The organism is Marinobacter sp. (genome assembly GCF_040882185.1).
Taxonomy (GTDB): Bacteria; Pseudomonadota; Gammaproteobacteria; order Pseudomonadales; family Oleiphilaceae; genus Marinobacter.
On the sequence record NZ_JBBEBW010000030.1, the window covers coordinates 47,401 to 66,605 of the forward strand.

Annotated in this window: 22 protein-coding genes; 7 read left to right on the forward strand and 15 right to left on the reverse strand. The window is 54.9% G+C overall.

Annotation, left to right across the window (positions count from 1 at the left end):
• The first annotated feature begins 117 nt into the window (after positions 1-117).
• Genes WEB64_RS14910 through WEB64_RS14920 form a run of 3 tightly spaced genes read left to right on the forward strand, consistent with a single transcriptional unit; the run spans position 118 to position 2,995 of the window.
• On the forward strand, positions 118-1,107 hold the full coding sequence (locus WEB64_RS14910; RefSeq protein WP_368058996.1) for a TRAP transporter substrate-binding protein: 990 nt from the start codon (positions 118-120) through the stop codon (positions 1,105-1,107).
• Between the two features lie 37 nt (positions 1,108-1,144).
• Entirely contained in the window at positions 1,145-1,684 is a 540-nt protein-coding gene (locus tag WEB64_RS14915; protein WP_368058994.1) for a TRAP transporter small permease, read from the forward strand.
• A gap of 3 nt (positions 1,685-1,687) precedes the next feature.
• Positions 1,688-2,995, forward strand: a complete 1,308-nt coding sequence (locus WEB64_RS14920; protein ID WP_368058992.1) for a TRAP transporter large permease — start codon at positions 1,688-1,690, stop codon at positions 2,993-2,995.
• Here WEB64_RS14920 and WEB64_RS14925 read toward each other — a convergent pair.
• The 5 genes from WEB64_RS14925 to WEB64_RS14945 all read right to left on the reverse strand — a co-directional run bounded on the left by WEB64_RS14925 (position 2,940) and on the right by WEB64_RS14945 (position 8,851).
• Positions 2,940-5,168: an OsmC domain/YcaO domain-containing protein gene (locus WEB64_RS14925; RefSeq protein WP_368058990.1), complete on the reverse strand. Its 2,229-nt coding sequence runs from the start codon at positions 5,166-5,168 to the stop codon at positions 2,940-2,942. The two genes, WEB64_RS14920 and WEB64_RS14925, sit on opposite strands and share 56 nt — an antisense overlap.
• Before the next feature lie 85 nt (positions 5,169-5,253).
• A complete protein-coding gene (locus WEB64_RS14930; RefSeq protein ID WP_368058988.1) occupies positions 5,254-6,816 on the reverse strand; it encodes a hypothetical protein in 1,563 nt (520 codons plus the stop codon).
• A gap of 213 nt (positions 6,817-7,029) precedes the next feature.
• Positions 7,030-7,698, reverse strand: coding sequence for a thiaminase II (tenA, locus tag WEB64_RS14935; protein ID WP_368058986.1), 669 nt, complete (start codon positions 7,696-7,698; stop codon positions 7,030-7,032).
• A 95-nt stretch (positions 7,699-7,793) separates the two neighbouring features.
• Complete coding sequence (locus WEB64_RS14940) at positions 7,794-8,303, reverse strand: DUF421 domain-containing protein (protein WP_368059164.1); 510 nt, start codon at positions 8,301-8,303, stop codon at positions 7,794-7,796.
• Between the two features lie 140 nt (positions 8,304-8,443).
• Entirely contained in the window at positions 8,444-8,851 is a 408-nt protein-coding gene (locus tag WEB64_RS14945) for a polyhydroxyalkanoate granule-associated phasin (RefSeq protein ID WP_368058984.1), read from the reverse strand.
• 212 nt (positions 8,852-9,063) lie between these two features.
• Here WEB64_RS14945 and WEB64_RS14950 point away from each other — a divergent pair, with 212 nt between their 5' ends.
• The 3 genes from WEB64_RS14950 to WEB64_RS14960 all read left to right on the forward strand — a co-directional run bounded on the left by WEB64_RS14950 (position 9,064) and on the right by WEB64_RS14960 (position 13,487).
• Complete coding sequence (locus WEB64_RS14950) at positions 9,064-10,038, forward strand: YihY/virulence factor BrkB family protein (protein WP_368058982.1); 975 nt, start codon at positions 9,064-9,066, stop codon at positions 10,036-10,038.
• Between the two features lie 235 nt (positions 10,039-10,273).
• A complete protein-coding gene (locus WEB64_RS14955; RefSeq protein WP_368059162.1) occupies positions 10,274-10,927 on the forward strand; it encodes an ABC transporter ATP-binding protein in 654 nt (217 codons plus the stop codon).
• Entirely contained in the window at positions 10,917-13,487 is a 2,571-nt protein-coding gene (locus tag WEB64_RS14960; RefSeq protein WP_368058980.1) for an ABC transporter permease, read from the forward strand. The genes WEB64_RS14955 and WEB64_RS14960 overlap by 11 nt, the downstream gene beginning before the upstream one ends.
• On the opposite strand, the gene WEB64_RS14965 is transcribed toward WEB64_RS14960, so the two are convergent.
• From WEB64_RS14965 to WEB64_RS15005, 9 genes are all read right to left on the reverse strand, one after another.
• Positions 13,456-13,710: a hypothetical protein gene (locus WEB64_RS14965; protein ID WP_368058978.1), complete on the reverse strand. Its 255-nt coding sequence runs from the start codon at positions 13,708-13,710 to the stop codon at positions 13,456-13,458. The two genes, WEB64_RS14960 and WEB64_RS14965, sit on opposite strands and share 32 nt — an antisense overlap.
• Positions 13,711-13,849: 139 nt before the next feature.
• Positions 13,850-14,149: a HigA family addiction module antitoxin gene (locus WEB64_RS14970; RefSeq protein WP_368058976.1), complete on the reverse strand. Its 300-nt coding sequence runs from the start codon at positions 14,147-14,149 to the stop codon at positions 13,850-13,852.
• 9 nt (positions 14,150-14,158) lie between these two features.
• Positions 14,159-14,437, reverse strand: coding sequence for a type II toxin-antitoxin system RelE/ParE family toxin (locus WEB64_RS14975; protein ID WP_368058974.1), 279 nt, complete (start codon positions 14,435-14,437; stop codon positions 14,159-14,161).
• 105 nt (positions 14,438-14,542) lie between these two features.
• Positions 14,543-14,842, reverse strand: a complete 300-nt coding sequence (locus tag WEB64_RS14980) for a helix-turn-helix domain-containing protein (protein ID WP_368058972.1) — start codon at positions 14,840-14,842, stop codon at positions 14,543-14,545.
• The gene (locus tag WEB64_RS14985; protein ID WP_368058970.1) at positions 14,835-15,149 is read right to left on the reverse strand and encodes a transcriptional regulator; all 315 of its coding nucleotides are present in this window, start codon (positions 15,147-15,149) and stop codon (positions 14,835-14,837) included. Before WEB64_RS14985 ends, WEB64_RS14980 begins: the two co-directional genes overlap by 8 nt.
• 129 nt (positions 15,150-15,278) lie before the next feature.
• On the reverse strand, positions 15,279-15,821 hold the full coding sequence (locus WEB64_RS14990) for a DinB family protein (protein ID WP_368058968.1): 543 nt from the start codon (positions 15,819-15,821) through the stop codon (positions 15,279-15,281).
• A gap of 134 nt (positions 15,822-15,955) precedes the next feature.
• On the reverse strand, positions 15,956-16,402 hold the full coding sequence (locus WEB64_RS14995; RefSeq protein ID WP_368058966.1) for a hypothetical protein: 447 nt from the start codon (positions 16,400-16,402) through the stop codon (positions 15,956-15,958).
• A gap of 91 nt (positions 16,403-16,493) precedes the next feature.
• Complete coding sequence (locus WEB64_RS15000; protein ID WP_368058964.1) at positions 16,494-16,796, reverse strand: type II toxin-antitoxin system RelE/ParE family toxin; 303 nt, start codon at positions 16,794-16,796, stop codon at positions 16,494-16,496.
• Complete coding sequence (locus WEB64_RS15005; RefSeq protein ID WP_368058962.1) at positions 16,793-17,074, reverse strand: type II toxin-antitoxin system Phd/YefM family antitoxin; 282 nt, start codon at positions 17,072-17,074, stop codon at positions 16,793-16,795. The genes WEB64_RS15000 and WEB64_RS15005 overlap by 4 nt, the downstream gene beginning before the upstream one ends.
• Before the next feature lie 269 nt (positions 17,075-17,343).
• Between WEB64_RS15005 and WEB64_RS15010 the strand changes: the two genes are divergently transcribed.
• Complete coding sequence (locus WEB64_RS15010; protein WP_368058960.1) at positions 17,344-18,528, forward strand: Fic family protein; 1,185 nt, start codon at positions 17,344-17,346, stop codon at positions 18,526-18,528.
• Between the two features lie 123 nt (positions 18,529-18,651).
• Here the strand turns inward: WEB64_RS15010 and WEB64_RS15015 are convergent, their stop codons facing one another.
• The gene (locus WEB64_RS15015) at positions 18,652-19,110 is read right to left on the reverse strand and encodes a YHYH domain-containing protein (protein WP_368065662.1); all 459 of its coding nucleotides are present in this window, start codon (positions 19,108-19,110) and stop codon (positions 18,652-18,654) included.
• Positions 19,111-19,205: the final 95 nt, after the last annotated feature.

Sequence of the window (19,205 nt, forward strand, 5' to 3'; positions counted from 1 at the left end):
CTAGACTGAGAATAGATTCCATCCATCACGATACAGCCGTGGCGGGTCTTTCTGCCCGCCGGTATACCAATCGATGGGCATCTTCAGCTCACTGGCAGACACACGGAGGACGATACTATGACACTGAAATCTACCCACCTGGCCGCGATGACTCTGTCCGCTGTCACTTTGTCGTTGTTCATGGCGAGCACCCAGGCTGCAACCAAATGGGATATGCCCACGCCTTACGGTGACTCGAACTTCCATACCGTTAACATCAGTGAATTCGCTGATGATGTTCGCGAGGCCACTGACGGTGAGCTGGATATAACCGTTCACAGTGCCGGATCACTGATCAAGCATCCGGAAATCAAAAACTCGGTACGCCGCGGCCTGGTGCCTATCGGCGAACTGATCATGTCTCGCCTGGCCAATGAGGACCCCCTGTTCGAGGTGGATTCCGTGCCTTATCTTGCCAGTAATTATGAGGAAGCCTGGACACTCTGGCAGGCGTCCCGGGATATGCTGTCCAAACGTCTTGCAGATCAACGGCTGAAGCTTCTGTTTGCGGTGCCATGGCCACCCCAGGGGATCTACACCCAGTTTCGCATTGAAACCGGTGAAGAGTTACAGGGTGTGAAAATGCGGGCGTATAACAAGTCCAGCGAACAACTTGCCGACCTTTTCGGGGCGGTGGCGACCCAGGTTGAAGTGCCCGATATTCCAACCGCCTTCGGAACTGGCCGCGTCGACGCCATGATCACCTCCCCGTCCACCGGTGCTAATACCCGTGCCTGGGATTACCTCAGCCATTTCAACCATGCCCAGCTCTGGTTGCCTAAAAATATGGTTGTGGTGAATATCAAAGAGTTCGAGAGCCTGCCCGAGGAGGTTCAGAAGGCCCTTGAGGAGGCTGCCACAGCTGCAGAAGATCGTGGCTGGGAAGCCAGTAAGGCTGAAACCGAGGCCCAGATCAAGGTCATGAGTGACAACGGCATTGTGGTATATGAGCCCACCGACGCCTTTGCTGGACGGCTGAAGACCGTAGGCGAGGAAATGGAGAAAACCTGGCTTGAGCGGGCCGGCGAGGACGGTGAGGCACTGCTGAAGCAATATCGCGGGCAATAGGCCTCACTGAACATTCCTGGACCTGGGGGGCACACCCATGCGCAAGACTCTGGATGCGTTTTACCGAGTGGGGGGATTTCTGTCGGCGCTTCAGTTGGCGATCATTATGATTATGATCGTATTGCAGGTGCTTGGGCGTGTGGTCGATAAACTGCTGTCGTGGGTCGGAGTGGATCAGCTTGGATTACAGGTTCCAGGGCTGGCTGAGCTGGCGGCGTTCCTGTTGCTAGGGGCTACGTTTACGGGCCTCGCCTACACCTTCTCGCAGGGCAGTCATATACGGGTAACCCTTCTACTCCGGTTGCTGCCCAAGCCTCTGCAACGCTGGTTCGATATTCTGGCTGTCCTGGTGGCGGCCGGAATTACCGGCTTTGCGATCTGGTTCGGGTCCAGCCTTGCCTATGACAGTTACGACTTTGGGGATCTGTCCATCGGCACCGTCCCGGTACCCCTCTGGATTCCCCAAGCCGTCATGGTGCTGGGTCTGGCCTGGTTACTCATTGCGTTGCTGGACGCCCTGTTCGCCCTGCTGAGCGGTCGAATTCCCCATTTACAGGATGAGACACCGCAGGAGTAATCCATGGAAACGATCTGGATAAGCGTCGCGCTTCTGTTGGCACTGCTGGCTCTGCTTGGGTCGGGTCTATGGGTTGCCTTCGCCCTGGCTGCGATCGGATGCGCTTCGCTTTTTTTTCTGAGCAACATCTCGGTAGGCGATAGCCTGGCAACGGCATTCTACGGGGCGAGCGTGTCGTGGGAGCTGGCGGCATTGCCGATGTTTATCTGGATGGGCGAAGTGCTGTTTCGTTCACGGCTTTCAGAAGAAATGTTCACCGGCATTGCGCCCTGGGTCAGTAAAATTCCCGGACGTTTGCTGCACACCAATATTATCGGCTGCGGAATTTTTGCAGCCATTTCCGGGTCATCTGCCGCGACTGCCGCGACCATAGGGAAAATGTCGGTGCCGGAGCTGACCCGGCGCGGTTACAACCGCAAACAGATACTGGGTACCCTGGCGGGCTCGGCAACCCTGGGGTTGCTGATTCCACCGTCCATCATCCTGATTGTGTACGGGGTGGCCACTGAACAATCCATCGCCCGGCTGTTTGTGGCGGGTATTCTGCCCGGCCTGCTGTTGCTGGCGATGTTTGCAGGCTACGTAGCGATATGGTCGATACTCAATCCTGACGGCGCGCCGAAGGGTGAGGATGAGTCCCTGCCATTCCGTGAGAAACTCCGACGCAGCCGACCCCTGATCCCGGTCGTTTTGCTCATTGTCGGGATTATCGGATCAATCTACGCCGGGCTGGCCTCGCCGACCGAATCTGCAGCCGTAGGCGTGGCATTGGCTCATCTTTTATCCTGGCGCGGTGGCTCGATGAACATGACCACCTTCAAGACCGCGATGATGGGTACAGTGAAAACCTCCACCATGATTGCCTTCATTCTCGTAGGTGCGCAGTTTCTCACGATTGCCATGGGGTTCACCGGAATACCCCGGGAACTGGCTACGTGGATCAATACCCTGGCGCTATCGCCTTATATGCTGTTGCTCGCGTTAACCGTTTTCTTCATTTTACTCGGCTGCTTTCTCGATGGCATTTCAGTGGTCGTGCTGACCACATCCGTCATCCTGCCCATGGTTGAGGGTGCCGGTATCGACCCCCTGTGGTTTGGTATCTACCTGGTAATCGTAGTTGAAATGAGCCAGATTACCCCGCCGGTAGGTTTTAACCTTTTTGTTATCCAGGGTCTGACGGGAGAAAATATTTTCCGGGTGGCCTGGGCAGCACTACCTTATTTCCTCTTACTTCTCGGCGGTGTTGTGTTAATCACCATCTTCCCGGAGATTGCGACTTTCCTGCCTGGCCAGATGGGCAACCAGTAAGACCAGCCCGAGCTGCATGCAGCTTTTTATAGCTTTCGATCAGGCGCTGGTGTTTTTCGAGCCCCTCCAGTTGCATGTTGGTCGGCGTTAGCCCGTGGAATCGGATATCGCCGTTCACCGAACCGACTACGGCTTCCATTGTCTGCTCACCAAACATACGGCCGAGGTTAACCCGGTAGTCGCTCAGCTCCAGCTCTTCATCCAGAGTGATTTCCAGAACCGCATTCACCGCACGGTAAAACAGCCCCCGTTCAACCGTATTGTCATTGAACTGGAGGAAGGCTTCGACCCTCTCCAGAGCTTCCTCGTGCTGCTGCAGCGCCAGGTTGATCAGCAGCTTGAGCTCCAGGATGGTGAGCTGGCCCCAGACTGTATTTTCGTCGAACTCTATGCCGATCAGGGTAATAATGTCCGTATAATCGTCAATCTGGCTTTCTTCAAGGTGCTCCGCCAGATTATTCAGTTGATCATCGCTCAGGCTGTGCAGGTTGAGAATATCTTCACGGTAGTCCAGAGCCTTATTGGTGTTGTCCCACACCAGATCATCGGCCGGGTACACCTCTGAATACCCTGGCACCAGAATACGGCATACCGGTGCGCCCAGTTCCTCGTATACAGCCACGTAGGATTCTTTATCCAGTTCCTTGAGGATATTGAACAGGCTGGCCGCTTCTTCCTCATTGCTACCGGAGAAATCCCATTCGCAGAAATCGTAGTCTGACTTGGCACTGAAGAAGCGCCACGACACCACCCCGGTGGAATCAATAAAATGCTCCACGAAGTTGTTGGGTTCGGTGACCGCCAGGCTATTGAACGTAGGAGGCGGCACATCGTTCAGGCCTTCGAAGCTTCGCCCCTGCAGCAATTCTGTCAAGCTACGCTCCAGCGCCACTTCCAGGCTCGGGTGAGCGCCAAAGGACGCAAACACGCCGCCGGTTCGCGGGTTCATCAGAGTGACACACATCACCGGGAATTCGCCGCCCAGGGAGGCATCCTTAACCAGTGTCGGGAAGCCCTGGGCTTCGAGGGCCTGAACGCCTTCCAGAATGTTCGGGTATTTTTCCAGCACGTGCTCAGGTACGTCCGGCAACGCGATCTCTTGCTCGATGATCTGCTTCTTTACCGCCCGCTCAAAGATTTCGGAGAGGCACTGAACCTGGGCTTCGTGCAAGGTGTTGCCCGCACTCATACCGTTGCTGAGGAACAGATTTTCGATCAGATTTGACGGGAAGTACACCACCTTCCCGTCGGATTGGCGCATGAAAGGCAGCGAAACGATCCCGCGTTCGGTCTTGCCGGAATTGGTATCGATCAGGTTGGAACCGAACAGCTCGCCGTCCGGGTTATAAATAGCCAGGCAGTGGTCATCCAGTATGCCCTCTGGCAGCTCGTCTTCCGGACCCGGCTTGAACCATTTTTCATTGGGGTAGTGGACGAACTCGCGGTTGGCAATCTCTTCCCCGAAAAACTGATCGTTGTAAAAGAAGTTGCAGTTCAGCCGCTCAATGAATTCGCCCAGGGCCGAACACAGGGCGCTCTCTTTGGTCGCGCCCTTGCCGTTGGTGAAACACATGGGTGAAGCGGCATCGCGAATATGCAGGGACCACACATGAGGGACAATGTTGCGCCAGGAGGCAATTTCGATCTTCATGCCCAGATCCTGCAGGATGCCGGTCATGTTCGCGATGGTCTGCTCCAGGGGCAGGTCCTTGCCTTCGATAAAGGTCTGGGCGCCCCCCTCGGGTTGCGTCATTAACAGGGCCTGAGCGTCTGAGCCCAGGTTTGCCACCGGTTCAATCTCGAAGGTCGGGCCGGTTTGCACCACTTTCTTCACGGTACAGCGATCAATGGACCGCAGAATTCCTTGCCGATCCTTGTCGGAAATATCTTCCGGCAGCTCCACCTGGATTTTAAAAATCTGGTTGTAGCGATTCTCCGGATCCACGATATTGTTCTGAGACAGGCGAATGTTCTCTGTAGGGATATCCCGGGCCAGGCAGTAAACCCGCACAAAATAGGCCGCGCAGAGCGCTGAAGACGCCAGAAAATAATCAAAGGGGCTGGGTGCGGAGCCGTCGCCCTTGTAACGGATGGGCTGGTCGGTCACCACGGTGAAATCGTCAAACTTGGCTTCAAGTCTGAGGTTGTCGAGAAAATTGACGTTGATTTCCATTACGAAGATACCCGGATCAGAGAATTTGGCGCGCCATTGATTTCAATGGCGGCCATTATCCAGTTTTTGCAGGCGTTCGTCTTGGTCAGATGACGGACTTACGCGAGGTTTCGGGGGCTGTTTCCACCAGGCGTTTCTTCCATTGCTGACCAGATTCGGTATTGCCAGCCTCATTGGCAGCGCGTGAGGCACCTGCCAGTGTGTTGTATCGTTGCGGCCAGCTCTGATCTGATTGTTCGTAAGCTACCAATGCTTCATCCGGACGATCAAGAGAAAGCAGCAAGTCCCCCAGAGACTCGTAGGGAGGCAGCAAAGAACCCGGTGTTACAGGATGCTTTTCCACTGTCGCTTCGAGTTCACCGGCTGAGCCCATCAACTTGATAGCGCGTTCCGGATCGTTCTCAGCATTGGCGATCCAACCGGCGAGAATCCTGCGATCAACTTCCAGGTAGACTGAAAAACGCTTATCGGCGGCTGATTTTGCGCTTTCCACCAGTGTGGCCATGCGCTGCTCTGCCTGGCGGGCGGTGGCCAGATCGCCGGTATGCACCGCACCCAGACCACGGGCAAACCAGACCAGTCCGTCCGGCCAAGCAAAACTGTCCCAACTGATGTACGCGGGTTCGCGAGGCATCAGAGCGGCGGCGGCTTCCCAGTTTCGGGCTTCAACCGCCAGTCTGGCCGGAATAGATGCGAGATGGTAGGCACCAGGAAAATTGCCCTGATGTGGACCGTTGGTCTGCGCCATTGTCCAAACGTCCTCAGCAGCCTTGTCCTCTCCACGCTGGAGGTGCCCATAGACCAGGTAGTCCAGAGCGTGGATGTAGTGAAACGATGTAGCACCATCCACTTTGTGATCTTTCGCAAATTCAGCGGACCGGCGATTCCATTCAATCGTCCTGGGCCAATCACCAAGCCGCACATAGATATGAGAAGGCATATGCAACGCATGGGGCACGTTGGGAGCGATCTCCCCGTAGGAGTCAACTATCTGAGTGGCATTTCCCCCGCGGCCATCGGCATCGGTTGCATGAATGGTGTAATGAACAGCTCCCGGATGGGTTGGCTCGGTTTTCCAGGCGGTACGCAGTATTTGCTCCGCCTCATCGTGAAGGGCTTGCCGGTTGTCGGCAGAAAGCGCCAGGGTCAGACGTGAAAGGGCATAAAGCGTGGCCACATTAATGTCCTCCGGGAAGGCCTGATAAGCCTTGTCCATACCCGCTATCCAACCTGCAAGGCGTTCCCGAACCTGATCGGTTTCCGGCTCGAAGAATGCGGCGGTTGCCTCAATCAGCAGCTTCTCCCGTTCATCTTCAACAGTTGCCCGGGCTTTTTCGATTGCTTCCCGCCCCCTTGTGATATCAGCTGCCGTCGGGGATGTTCCCCACAAGGGCTGCAACAGCGAGGTGGCAACCCCCCAATGAGCTGCAGCGCAATCCGGAGCCGTCCTGGTGATGGCGTCAAACTCGGCATTCGCCTGGGTGTACATCATGTGATGCATCATCCCCAGGGCGTGATCAACGTCAGAACGTAAATTTTCAGCACAGTTGGCCTGGAAGTTAACCGCGCCGATATCATCCGCGGCGATAGCCGGAAGGGGCACAGCTAATGAGACGGCAAGAATGGCGTAGCGTAAATTAGATGTCATGACAGCACTCTCCTGGACCGTAGTGTATGGAGCCAGCATGTCATAAATCGGGTCAAGGACTGAGTATCATACCGCCAGTGGTGGCCATACATGCGCAGCTTGCCATTCTAACGCTACGCCTATTTTATCTTCGTTGCGAGACAAAACTTTGGCCAGATGGTGGACCTGAAAAATAGATAAAACAATGTTTTTAAAGTGATTTTTAAAAAACCCTTAGTCACTCAACGAAAGCCCCATTTGCCAGAAGTCAATTTCCAGCCGGGTCGCATCACTAAAGATGCGGCTGAGCTGCTCAAACCGGGTGGCGGATACGTCGGCGAGCCGTTCATCCAGCCAGCGGATTTCCGCCTGCATGGCGTGCTGGAACTCGTCGCTTTCGTACATGACGATCCAGGCATCGTAGGGATTCTGCTCACCCCGGAGAGTTCCGGCGCGGCTGTTCAACCAGTTGGCTATCTCGCCGTAGCCCGCCATGCAGGGCGACAACGCCACATGGAGATCCAACAGATCGCCCCGGTTGCCCGTGTCGAGCACATAACGGGTGTAGGCGAGAGTGGCTCGGGCCTCTGGCAACTGGGCCAACTCCTGTTCCGAAATGCCCCATTCCTTGCAGTAACTGACGTGCAGATCCAGCTCCACATCAACAATAGCCTGCAATCCTTCTTTGGCTTGCCTGAGATCAGCCAGGGTCGGGCTTTTGTACGCCGCCAGCGCAAACGCCCGGGCGAACTGGATCAGGAACAGGTAATCCTGCTTCAGATAATGCTGGAACGCCTCCGGCGCCAGCGAGCCATCCCCGAGCTGGCGCACAAAGCTGTGCTCAATGTAAGCCTGCCATTGCGCTGGGCGGGTGCTTTTGAGGTCTTCAAAGGTATAGGGCATTTCGACTCCAACACGGTGGCTTAAGCAAGCTACGTTCTTCGAGGGGCAAATTGATTCTTCAGACCAATCACCGAAGCATTCTGCGCCGGACTCCGCTAAGGTCCTTGAACGCCGTCAAGGCTTGAACGATCCTCCCCCGAACTTCGGCCAATAACACTGAAAGACCCGTCCGTCTCCAGGACCACGGCTTCGGCATCGTTCAGGGACACAAACCCCGACGCCCGGACCGCCGCCAGAACTTCGTCCTCGGTTACCCGCGCACGCCGCAGAGCCGCGTTCAGAAAAACGCCTCGATGTACCAGCATCATTGGCTCACCCGTCACCAGTTGCCGCACCCAGCGCGCCCGAACGCTGGACCAGGTGACGACAAACTGCAGCCCGATCAGCAGAGCAAAGGCCAAGGCGCCATCGGCCAGGGCAACATCCTTGCTCAGCAGAACCGTGGCAAGGGTTGAACCCAGAGCAACCGTCACCACCAGATCAAAGGCATTCATCTTGGAAAGCGTTCGCTTTCCAGAGATACGCAGGAAAATTACCAGCGTGATATAGGCCAGCGCCCCGACCACCAATGTTCGGAACATGCTTTCCCAGCCGTCGAAAAACATCTGCGCCACGGTGCTCTCCTGTTTCCGAAACCTGTGTTTGGATCCCTCACTATGTCGCCGAACGCGCATAGCGCCATTTCAACTACCGTTTAAACTAGGGAGGAAAACTCAGCGGGTCAACAAGGTCGAAGAGCTCTGGTTTAGCGAAGCTTGGTGTGTGCCAAACGTTTGGCATTGGCCGTAGCCTTACGATGAAACGGAGCGATACCTTTGTTCACAATACCCAGAGCGGCATTTTTTAGTTGAGCTGCCATGCGTGCGGAGGGGTGACCAACTCCCGGTGACGACCAGAAGGAGCGAAAAGAATTAGCCGCCAGCGCCTGGCTGGATCGGATGGTTTGCAGAGCCATAGCGTACCAGGATTCTTTGAACGCGGCCAACTTCTCTGCTCCCATGAGCTTGAACTCTTTGCGGTCACGCGCTGAAAGAGTAGGGCCAGACGCTACCATACGAGCCAGGCGACGAGCGACGACCTGCGGGACAGCGAACGCGAGCCCGACGGTTTTTGCCGCGATGGACTGAGTATTGCGATTGCGGCGAGCTGGCATGCGTACTCCTTCTTTGATATAGGGTTTGAGCTTCTAGGCTAGTGTCCCGTCTGGCTAATTCGTTGACCTACTGCGTGACGCTGGGGTTTCTGGCCAAGGCGCCTGACGTTAAGCATACGACGTTCCGAATGGCTCCGCCGTTAACTTGCGGTAATAGCACTCCTTCACCGTCCCTGCTAGCGTACAGAGCCCCCTAATGAAGGGACAAGTCGATGAGCGAGCACGTCAGCAAGACCCCCAGCACCAGTTCGCGCGGCCGCAACGCCTGGCGTCCGAGTAATATCGACATCCAAGGCTGGCGCGATATCGCGTTACGCGTGAAGAATGAGGCCGCGAAGGATAATATTGGATTGATAGCCGCGGGCGTCGCGTTCTATTTCCTTCTGGCGATCTTTCCCATGATTGCCGCCTTCATCTCCATTTACGGCTTGGTATTCGATCCGGCGGAGGCCCGGGAACAAGTCACGGCACTGGCGAGAGTACTACCCGCCGCAGCGCGCAGTCTGCTTACCGAGCAAGCCGAGCAACTTACCAGCGGCTCTAAATCTGCATTAGGATTCGGCGCCCTGATCAGTATCCTCGTCGCGCTCTGGAGTGCGCGCAGAGGCACTGCCGCCATGACGGTCGCACTGAACATCGTTTACGACGAAGAGGACAACCGTAGCCTCATACGGCAATTGCTGCTGAGCCTTGCGCTGACACTGGGGTTGATCCTCTTCTTTGCCCTTTCTCTGGCGATTGTGGCGGCAACACCGATTATCCTTAAGTTCCTTGGCCTAGGCGCCTTAGCCGAATCAGCATTGGATATACTCCGTTGGCCCATCCTTGGGTTGATCGCCGTGGTGGCATTGGCTGCGCTGTTCCGCTTCGGCCCGGACCGAAGCGCCGCCAGGTGGCGCTGGCTCACACCCGGTGCCGTGGTGGCGGTCATTGTCTGGTTAATCACCTCTGGCCTGTTTTCCTGGTATGTCTCCAGCTTCGGCAATTACAACGAGATGTACGGCTCGCTAGGTGCTGTAGTCATACTACTCTTCTGGTTCTACCTGACGGCATTCATTTTTCTCCTCGGAGCCGAGTTAAATTCTGAAATGGAGCACCAGACACGCCGGGACACCACCGTGGGCGATGAACTGCCCATGGGGGATCGCGATGCGTTCGTCGCGGACCATCTGGGCGAGAAGCCCTGATATAGCTGGATAACAAAGTGTGCCTCATTTTCCGAATTGCGCTGTCGGAACCGCGCCAGATGGTGTCCAAAAAGTACGTTTGATGCTTAGTCTACAGTGCGCCAGTCTGCAAAACTGCTCGTACTCTGACTCATCCAACCACTGCCCGCTGCACTAATCACTGCCGCGCACGTAACGTTTATCAGCAAAAAGCCGATCACCAGAAAAAGGTGCCTTTGTGTCCACCAGCGTCGAAATGAGCGATATTCATCTCACCTATCCAACAGAGTCAGGCACCGTTGTGGTGCTCAACAACGCCTCACTCACTGTCCCACCCGATGAGACACTAGCCATTACCGGCCCCTCTGGCAGCGGGAAAACCTCCCTGCTTCTGCTGCTTTCTGGCCTCCAGCGGCCGGACAGGGGTGAGATCCTGGTTGGCAGCCAGCGCCTTGGCGATATGGACTCCAACAGCCTGGCCGACTGGCGCAGTGAGCACCTTGGCATCGTTTTCCAGTCCTTCCATTTATTACCGGGCCTGACCGCACTTGGTAACGTCAGCCTGCCGCTTGAAATTGCCGGGCAGGCGAACGCTCGAGAGTCTGCGCTTTCGATGCTGGACGCCGTTGGCCTGAGCCACCGGCTGCAGCACTACCCGGGACAGCTTTCAGGCGGTGAGCAACAGCGGGTTGCCATTGCCAGGGCACTCGTTCACCAGCCGAGCCTGCTGCTGGGGGATGAGCCAACCGGCAATCTGGACCAGGAAACCGGCGAAAAAGTACTCTCATTGCTGTTCGACCTCCACAAGCAAAGCAAGTCCACCCTTGTACTGGTGACTCACGACGAGCGTGTGGCAGAACGCTGTCAGCACCGGGTCAGGATGGAAGGCGGGCGCCTTTATGAAATCTGAAATGGCCGCCAGGCCTCTCTGGATGCTGAAATTCGCAATCACCGATCTGCGATCACGTATTTCAGCGCTCAAAGTCTTCCTTGCCTGCCTCATTCTTGGTGTCACCCTGGTGGCTGCTACGGCCAGCCTCTATCGAGTCATCGAGCAGAGTCTGCTGGCAGATACCCGCGCCCTGCTCGGCGGCGACGTCGAGTTGGATACCAGTGAGCCTTTACCGGATGAGGTGCTCGAATGGATTGGTCGCAGCGGTAGCCTTTCCCTGGTTCGGGAATTCGATACCATTGTCAGCAGCAGAAACGGTGAAGGCTTCTTCCGAGCCGAGATACTGATTCCTGACGCGGCTTACCCGCTCTATGGCGAGCTTCAACTGACGCCGGACCAGTCGCGCCCGGAACTCACCGCACGTAAAGATGGTCTTTGGGGCGCCATTATTGACCCCTTGCTGGCTGAGCGACTGGGTCAGTTTGTGGGTGACCAGATTGAGATCGGCGCGGCGACCTTTCGCATCAGCGGCCTGATCGAGGTCCAGCCGGATCGCAGCCTGAACGCCAATTGGCGCGGCCTGCCGATCATGATTTCCGAGCAGGCGGTGGAGGCAACGGAACTGATCCGCCCGGGCAGCCGGGTGGACTACGAATACCGCATACAGACCGACCGTGATCTGAACGCCTGGCTGGCGGAATTCGAACAGGCATTTCCGGATACCAGATGGGACATCACCACCTTTGCCGAACGCAGCGAACGCCTGTCCGAGCGGCTCGATCAGATTGCAACGGCGCTCATCCTGATAGCCTTCACCACGCTATTCATCGGCGGGCTGGGTGTTGCCAACAGCATACACGCCTACCTGGAGGAAAAACTCGGCACTATTGCCACACTGCAGACATTGGGCCTGCGTCGCAAACCTCTTGTAGCCATCTATCTTTTACAGATCGGCATACTGGGCAGCCTGGCTGGCCTCATTGGGGGCGGCATCGGATTGGGGCTTTCCGCAATGGCGATCAGTCTAGCTGGCGATGCCTTTGCGGTGCCGGGGTCTATCGGAGAGGGCGGCCATTGGATAGCCCTGTGGATTGTACCGTTGCTCCTGAGTTGGCTGTTTGCCGTGCTTACCGCCTATGTCTTTGCGCTACCTGCGCTGGCCAGAGCGCTTTCGGCGTCTCCAGCGGGTCTGTTCAGGGGACAGGTTCAGGCCGCCAGCCATGAGCCTCGCAGCTGGCGGATAGCAAGCTATCTGCTACTCGCAGCTTACATAGCCGCAACGCTGTTCTGGCTGCCATCCCCACAGTTGGGGTTCCTGTTCCTGCTGGCCGTGCTCGTGCTTTGGGGTTTGCTGGAAGGTCTGATCAAGGGCTTGCGACGTGGCGCCAAAGCGCTGGAAAACGGCGGTTTTGCCGATCGCAACTTTGCCCGCAGGTTGGCGCTGGCCAATCTCCACAGGCCGGATTCCCCTTTGCGGGCGACACTGCTATCGCTGGGCACTGCGCTGACGCTTGTGGTGGCTTGCACCCTGATCGTCACCACCCTCCTGCGAGCGCTGGAAACTACCATTCCGGCCGAAGCACCCGCCCTGATTCTGTACGAGGTGTTCCCTGATCAAATGGATTCACTCGGGTCCGGCCTTGAATCAATGGACCCCGACAGCAAGGTAGAGCTCCTGCCGCTGGTTCGTGCCCGCCTGGCAGCGATCAACAAGGAGCCGATTGCAGACGTGCTCGCGGACAATCCACAGGCCAGACGCGAGGCAATGGGCGATGAATACAAACTCAGTTATCTGTCGGGCAATCCGGAAGACCTTGAGCTGGTGGAAGGTGACTGGTGGACGTCACCTGCGCCAGCCAGCGAGCCAGTCTTTATGGCGATGGAAGATCGTGAGGCCAACCAGCTCGGGTTGAGTGTTGGCGACCAGATAGAGTTTATGGTCCAGGACCAGCAAATTGCCGCCGAAATCCGGGCCATCTACCGGCAGAAAGGTCTGCAGACCCGGTTCTGGTTCGAAGGCATTCTGCAGAACGGTGCGCTGGACGGGTTGATCGGGCGCTACGTAGGCGCGGTCTATCAGAGCGACCCTGCCGCAAAAGAATCGCAACAATGGCTGGCCAGAAATATCCCCAACGTAATCACTCTTCGCACCGCCGACTGGCTTGAGACAGCCGGTGACCTGCTCAACAAGGCGGCTGCCGGTCTGGTAGCGGTTGCCACGGTCAGCCTTCTGGCGAGCCTGCTTGTGTTGTCGAGCGTGGTGAGTGTCAGCCGCAGGCGACAACTGTATGAGGCCAACCTGCTGCACTGCCTCGGTGCCCGGCACCAGGCTATTCGACAATCCATGCTGCTTGAAACAGGACTGCTGACCTTTCTCGCGACAATTTTCGCGACCGCACTCGGGTCGCTGATCGCCCTGCCCTTGGCGGCCACAGTGCTGAAACTGCCGGCAGGCGATCTGTGGTGGCTGGGCGCACTGGTTGCAGGCATCGTCAGTTCATTGGCTCTGCTGGCTGGCCTGGTGCCAACACTGAGAGCGATGCGGCTTAATCCGGCGCTATTGCTGCGGGAGGGTTGAGTGGACGGATGTGTTTTCTTTGCAACAACTCAAGCGTTTCTCGATGGCTTAAGGACAGTTGAATGGATGACCGGGAAACCAATCGGGATACCTCCCCCGAAAAGAACGTGATACCTAAACCGAACACGGCAACCGAAGTGGCCGTATTACCAGGTTGATCGGATCTGAGAACGGCTTCCCGACGGAACTCTTCGGTGTAAGCGTGGGTCTTCTTGCGGCTCATGGAACACCTCCATGCTAGGGGCTACCCTAACTATAGAAGGTGTCTACTGTTCGTGGGTAACTCGGATACCTAACGCCCGCCATCACCGGTCACAAAACCGGCGCGAAGCAGAGGTTTTGGCATCCGGTGCATGGCTTGGTTATGTGCTGTTTCGGGCCGCAACAAGCTTCTTCACGTTGAGCTCTTTGCGGTGTTGTTCAGCATGCCAGAGCTCATATTGGGATTGCTGATTCAGCCAGCTTTCTGCCGAGGTATCAAAAGCGATAGAAAGCCGAATAGCCATTTCAGGACTAATACCGGCCTTACCGTTTAACACGGCACTCAGTGTTTTGCGGCTAACGCCCAGGGCCTCTGCAGCCGCTGTAACAGAAAGGCCCAGGGGCTCAAGGCAAAGCTCTCTCAATACTTCGCCGGGGTGAGGAGGATTGTGCATCAACATGGGGACACCTCAGTGGTAATCTTCATAATTCACTATCTCGGCATCTCCGTCCTCGAACCGGAACGTCACTCGCCAGTTACCACTAACTGTCACTGACCAGATTCCGATGCGATTGCCCGAGAGTTCGTGCAACCGAAGGCCTGGTAAGTCCATATCCTTGGCATCCGACGTTGCATTTAATCTACCGAGAATGAGCCGAAGCCTCTTTGCGTGAGCGGCCTGAATCCCTGCCGTGCTACCGGACTTGAAGAATTTGGCCAGGCCCTTGTGTTTGAAGCTTCGAATCATTTCCTGAGCGTACCCTGTAACGTATCAGGTGTCAAAGCACACATGACGTCCGGCTTTGCGGCGTGCCGGAGCGCCAGCGCAGGCGCGTCCGACAACAGCCGCTTGTTAACCCCTTAGTTCAAGATCTTCCCGGATTACCTCGGGATGACGAAAGGCAATCTCGATAAGCGCCTTTGCAGGCCCGGAGGGTTTACGTCGACCTTGCTCCCACTCCTGCAGGGTACGCGGAGAAATATGCAGTACCTCAGCGAACTCGACCTGAGTCAGGCCGGTTTTGCCGCGGGCCTCTGCAACCTCGTTAGGTTCAACCTGACTGACTCGTGCAGCTTTGCCAGCTTTCATTTCTTTAACAGATTGGAGCAACTTGTTGCCAAGTTCCTCTGCACTCAGGGTCTCGTTATTCATTTTCCAGTACCTCACGAATCGACTTCAGGATATGCGCGGGTATGTTGTCCTTGACGGCTTTTTTATAGATCACCAACAACCAGATCTCATCATTTGCCAACCTGGTGAAGTAGATGACTCGCACCCCACCACGCTTCCCTGAACCCGCCACCGACCAACGAACCTTTCTGCATCCGCCGCTACCTGGAATGGGATCGCCAATTTCTGGATTGGCTGCCAACCACGCGAAGAAGACACTCCGTTCTTCCTCAGTCCGGATTTTTCTGGCATCTGCCTCGAATGTAGGGGTTTCGATGATGGTATACATGACGACAAATATACGTCATTGACGGACTTTTGCAAGGTGAATACCGGAAGGGTTAACGCCCGCCAGCACGCGCGGCTACGCAATGGAGGCGAAGCCGCAATGTAGTAGACGTCGCCGTGACTAGCCTGTTTATACATGAGTCTCCTCTGGAATCTGAGCCAACAGGTCAGTAACCCCAATATCCGCGCCTGACTGTGATAGCAACGTAGAAACTTGCCCTCGATGGTGAGTCTGATGGTTAAAAAAATGAAGAACCAAGCTCGAATATCGTTTCTTGGTAGGAACGCCTTCGTGGTTGAGGTACATGAGAACGAAATCCAGATCACCTTCGGATAGCTCGGCTACCCAGTGGATAATCTGGCGATCCAACCAGATTCGGTGTTCAGATAAGCTACCAAGAGTATCAAAGGCTATCTGATCCGGGCTCGTCGGATTTTGAAGATCCGCGATCATGCGCAACGAGTTGAGGCAGGACGGGTGGGTAGCAAACCGTTTGAGCCAGATGGTGTCACCAACGACGACGTGATTCAGGGTTCCCAGTATGGAGCCAAAAAAAGCGCCACGGTCTTTGGCTAAATCCGTGGCAGAGAGGTGTCCGGCAGCCTCATAAACCTTTGAGTTCATCCACTGATTGTAAGTGGCTAGCAATTCAAAGTGATGTTTCAGGCTCATCAGAGCTCCTTCTCATTTATAACGCGAAGATAAGGGGCGTCCGGTGGAGGCCAACGGCCGGAGCGAACTTGATCGACTTGTTAAACCTGCCATCAGGAACCACCGGGCTTAGCCAGCCGCACCGCGACATTGCTCTACTGCGATCCGGTTTGGCTATCATGCCGCGAGCCGAAAAGCGTGACCCATTGCCCCTGAACGAGCAGCAATTCCCCGTTGCCCGTGCTGTTCCCATTACTCGTTGTGTAACTGCCAGCATAGTTGAATTGAAATTGGTCGGATGGGCCTGCGATTGTTTTGACCTCATAACCTATCGACAACTCACTTGAAGAAGCAAAGCCTTTATCCTGTCTCGATACGCTAACCTTTAATAGATCGGAATCCTCCAGGAAACTTGGCAGCAGGTCAGAGGATACGCTATCGATTTTGGTGGCCTGACACTCACAATACCGAACTTCCAACATCAACTGTTTACCAGTCGCATAGTCCTCAGGAGCAGAGTTTCCGGCAAAAGCAAAGGTGGGGAGAAAGGATAGAAAGAGCAGATTCACCGGCCAAATAATTCGCGATGCGATCCGTTGCATGTAACCTCCTGTGTTTTCGTTTTAACGCCCGGCTCACGCGCCGGTTTGGAGCCGCCAAGCGGCGGAAAATCGGTCGCTGTGCAGCCGCTGGTTATGTTTCGTCATCACCGATCTCGGACATCCGCAATAACTGGCTACTGCGACGCACTGACAGAATATCGACCTGATCTTTGACGCTGTAAATTACCCGATACGTTCCAAATATCAGCTCCCTGATGCGAGGTGACCCGACCTCGGGAACCATACGCCCGCTTTTAGGGAAATCAGCTAACCGCTCGACCGAGGCAAATAAATCATCAACCCACTGTACCGCAGCATCCGGGTTGTCTTCTGCAATATACCGAGCGATATCCTCGACATGCTCCAGCACAAGCGGAGACCAAACTATCCTCATTGGGCCAGTCCGCTCAGAACCCGAGCCTTCGCGTCTTCATGTGCAATACCATCCCCGGAGGCTATCTGTTCTTCCGCCTTATACACCTCTTCCAGTATTTCCAGGCGTTCCTGCATCTTCTCGTACTCGTGAACATCCACCAGCACAGCAACACCACGACCTCTTTGTGTCAGCACCATAGGGCGACGGTTTTCATGGAGCTGCTTTACAAATGTGGCTACACCTGCGCGAAATTCAGACAGTGGACGGATATCTTCATCTACTCGAACCCTTGACATGGAAATCACCTTAAGTACGCTTACATGTACATCAAAGAGTACAACACCGACTGACAGCAAGCAAGATGTTCGAGGGGAGAAACATAACGCCGCTCAGCACGCGCGGCTACGGAATGAAGGCGAAGCCGCAATGTAGTAGCCGTCGCCGTGCCTAGCCTTGTTATGTGAGCTCACACACGTATAATACGGCATAGATACCGGCAAACAAACCGGCAATAATATTTATTATACATTTAAATCATATATTTAGTTAACTTGGATTTCGGCAAATGACATCAGTAACGCCTTTCGTATCGCAAGAGAACGCACCCGGCAAGCTTCAAGATGCTGTGGTGGAACTCTACACTCTTGATGCAGCACTGAACGCCAACATTCCAGAATCTTTGCGTCTTCCGATGGTTAAACTTCTCAGGGTGGTCAACTCCTTTTATAGCAATAAAATTGAGGGAAACCCAACTCACCCTGCCGAGATACTGCACGCCCAAGAGGAAGGTGGAGGGAAGGACCCCTCTGATGACCTCCTCGAAATTAAACAGCATATCGAGGTGCAAACCCGGCTAGCCAATTTAGAAATTGGCAAGGATATCCTTTGCACAAGTAAATTTTTTAGAGATATCCACAAAGAGTTTTACCAAGGGCTTCCCAAAAAATTTCTTGAAATAAAAAATCCTGACACTGATGAAATTATACCTATTACTCCGGGTGAGTTTCGCACCCGAAACGTAAAAGTCGGAAAGCATCTTCCTCCGGAGTACGAAGAAATATCCAGGTATATGGGCTGGTTCGAAAAAACCTTTAACCCAGCACATATCCATGGAACTAATCGCCTCTTTGCCGCAGCGGCAGCGCATCATCGATTTATGTGGATTCACCCTTTCTTAGATGGAAACGGCCGGGTAGGAAGGTTATTTACTGACAATTATATGCACTGCTCAGGTCTCGGCGGTTATGGGCTTTGGTCAATGTGCCGGGGCTTTGGAAGAGATACAGACGCATATTACGAGGCTTTAAGTCGTGCAGACATGGAGCGACAGGGCTCCACTGACGGCAGAGGTATATTGTCGGACAAGGGACTACTCCACTTTACTGAATACTTCCTTGAGACGGCGCTTGATCAGGTAAAGTATTTTTCGGCACTTCTCGAACCAAAGAAACTGGATGAAAGGATAAACTATTATTTTGAAATGAGAAACCGGGGTGCCCTACTGTCATCAACTGGTGAAACATTAAAGCCACTCAAGCCTGAATCTAAAGAAATATACTTCAAGCTTATGCGTTCCGGACCACAGCAACGCGCTGACCTGCAAAGAAATTTAGGAACCAGCGAACGGACTTTGCGAACGATTGTTTCGCAAATGTCTGATGCTGGACTAGTTGAGGCACCTGCAAAGAAGCCCATCGCACTCTCGTTATCACCAAGTTCCATCGAAATGCTATTCCCTCACCTTTGGTGAGGGGGTGCCAGACACACATAACGCCGCTCAGCACGCGCGGCTGCGGAATGAAGGCGAAGCCGCAATGAAGTAGCCGTCGCTGTGACTGTGATGGTTGGGTGACGGTAAGCGGATAGCGCAAGACTAGAAGCGATACTGGAGACCAACAGATGTGGTTTGTCCTGACTCACTGCCAGAAAACTCAACAGTCGGCGCCCATCCTCGAGCTGACCCCTTTTGGTGGCTAAGCCTAAACAAGTCTTCGTCACATTGACTGTAGTACCAGATCGCTCCCACGACTAAAACTGCAGCGCCGACCGCAATAGCTACATCAGCACCACTGGAGCTCCCGCTTGAGTCACTGCCGTTATGGCAATGGTAGGGCTCAGAACCTGCATGACACCCGTTCTCATCAGTTCCACCACTGTGGGCAAAGCTTACGATGGGTAGAGAGAACACAAAACTAGCAAAGCAAAAGCTCTTAAATAGCCTCACCATTACAGCCTTTATTATTTCCTCATTGTTCGCAGGCTTACAGTACCCAACGCCGTGCTCTGCGGCAAATTTGAAGCGCAGCGTAAAATTTGTCCAACAGCAGCGCATTGTGTACGCCCAGCATGGGCATGAACTAATGGGGTGAAAGTCCCCTGTGGGAAGATCACCGTTCAATGGGTTTTACCCGATTGAACGTGTATGGA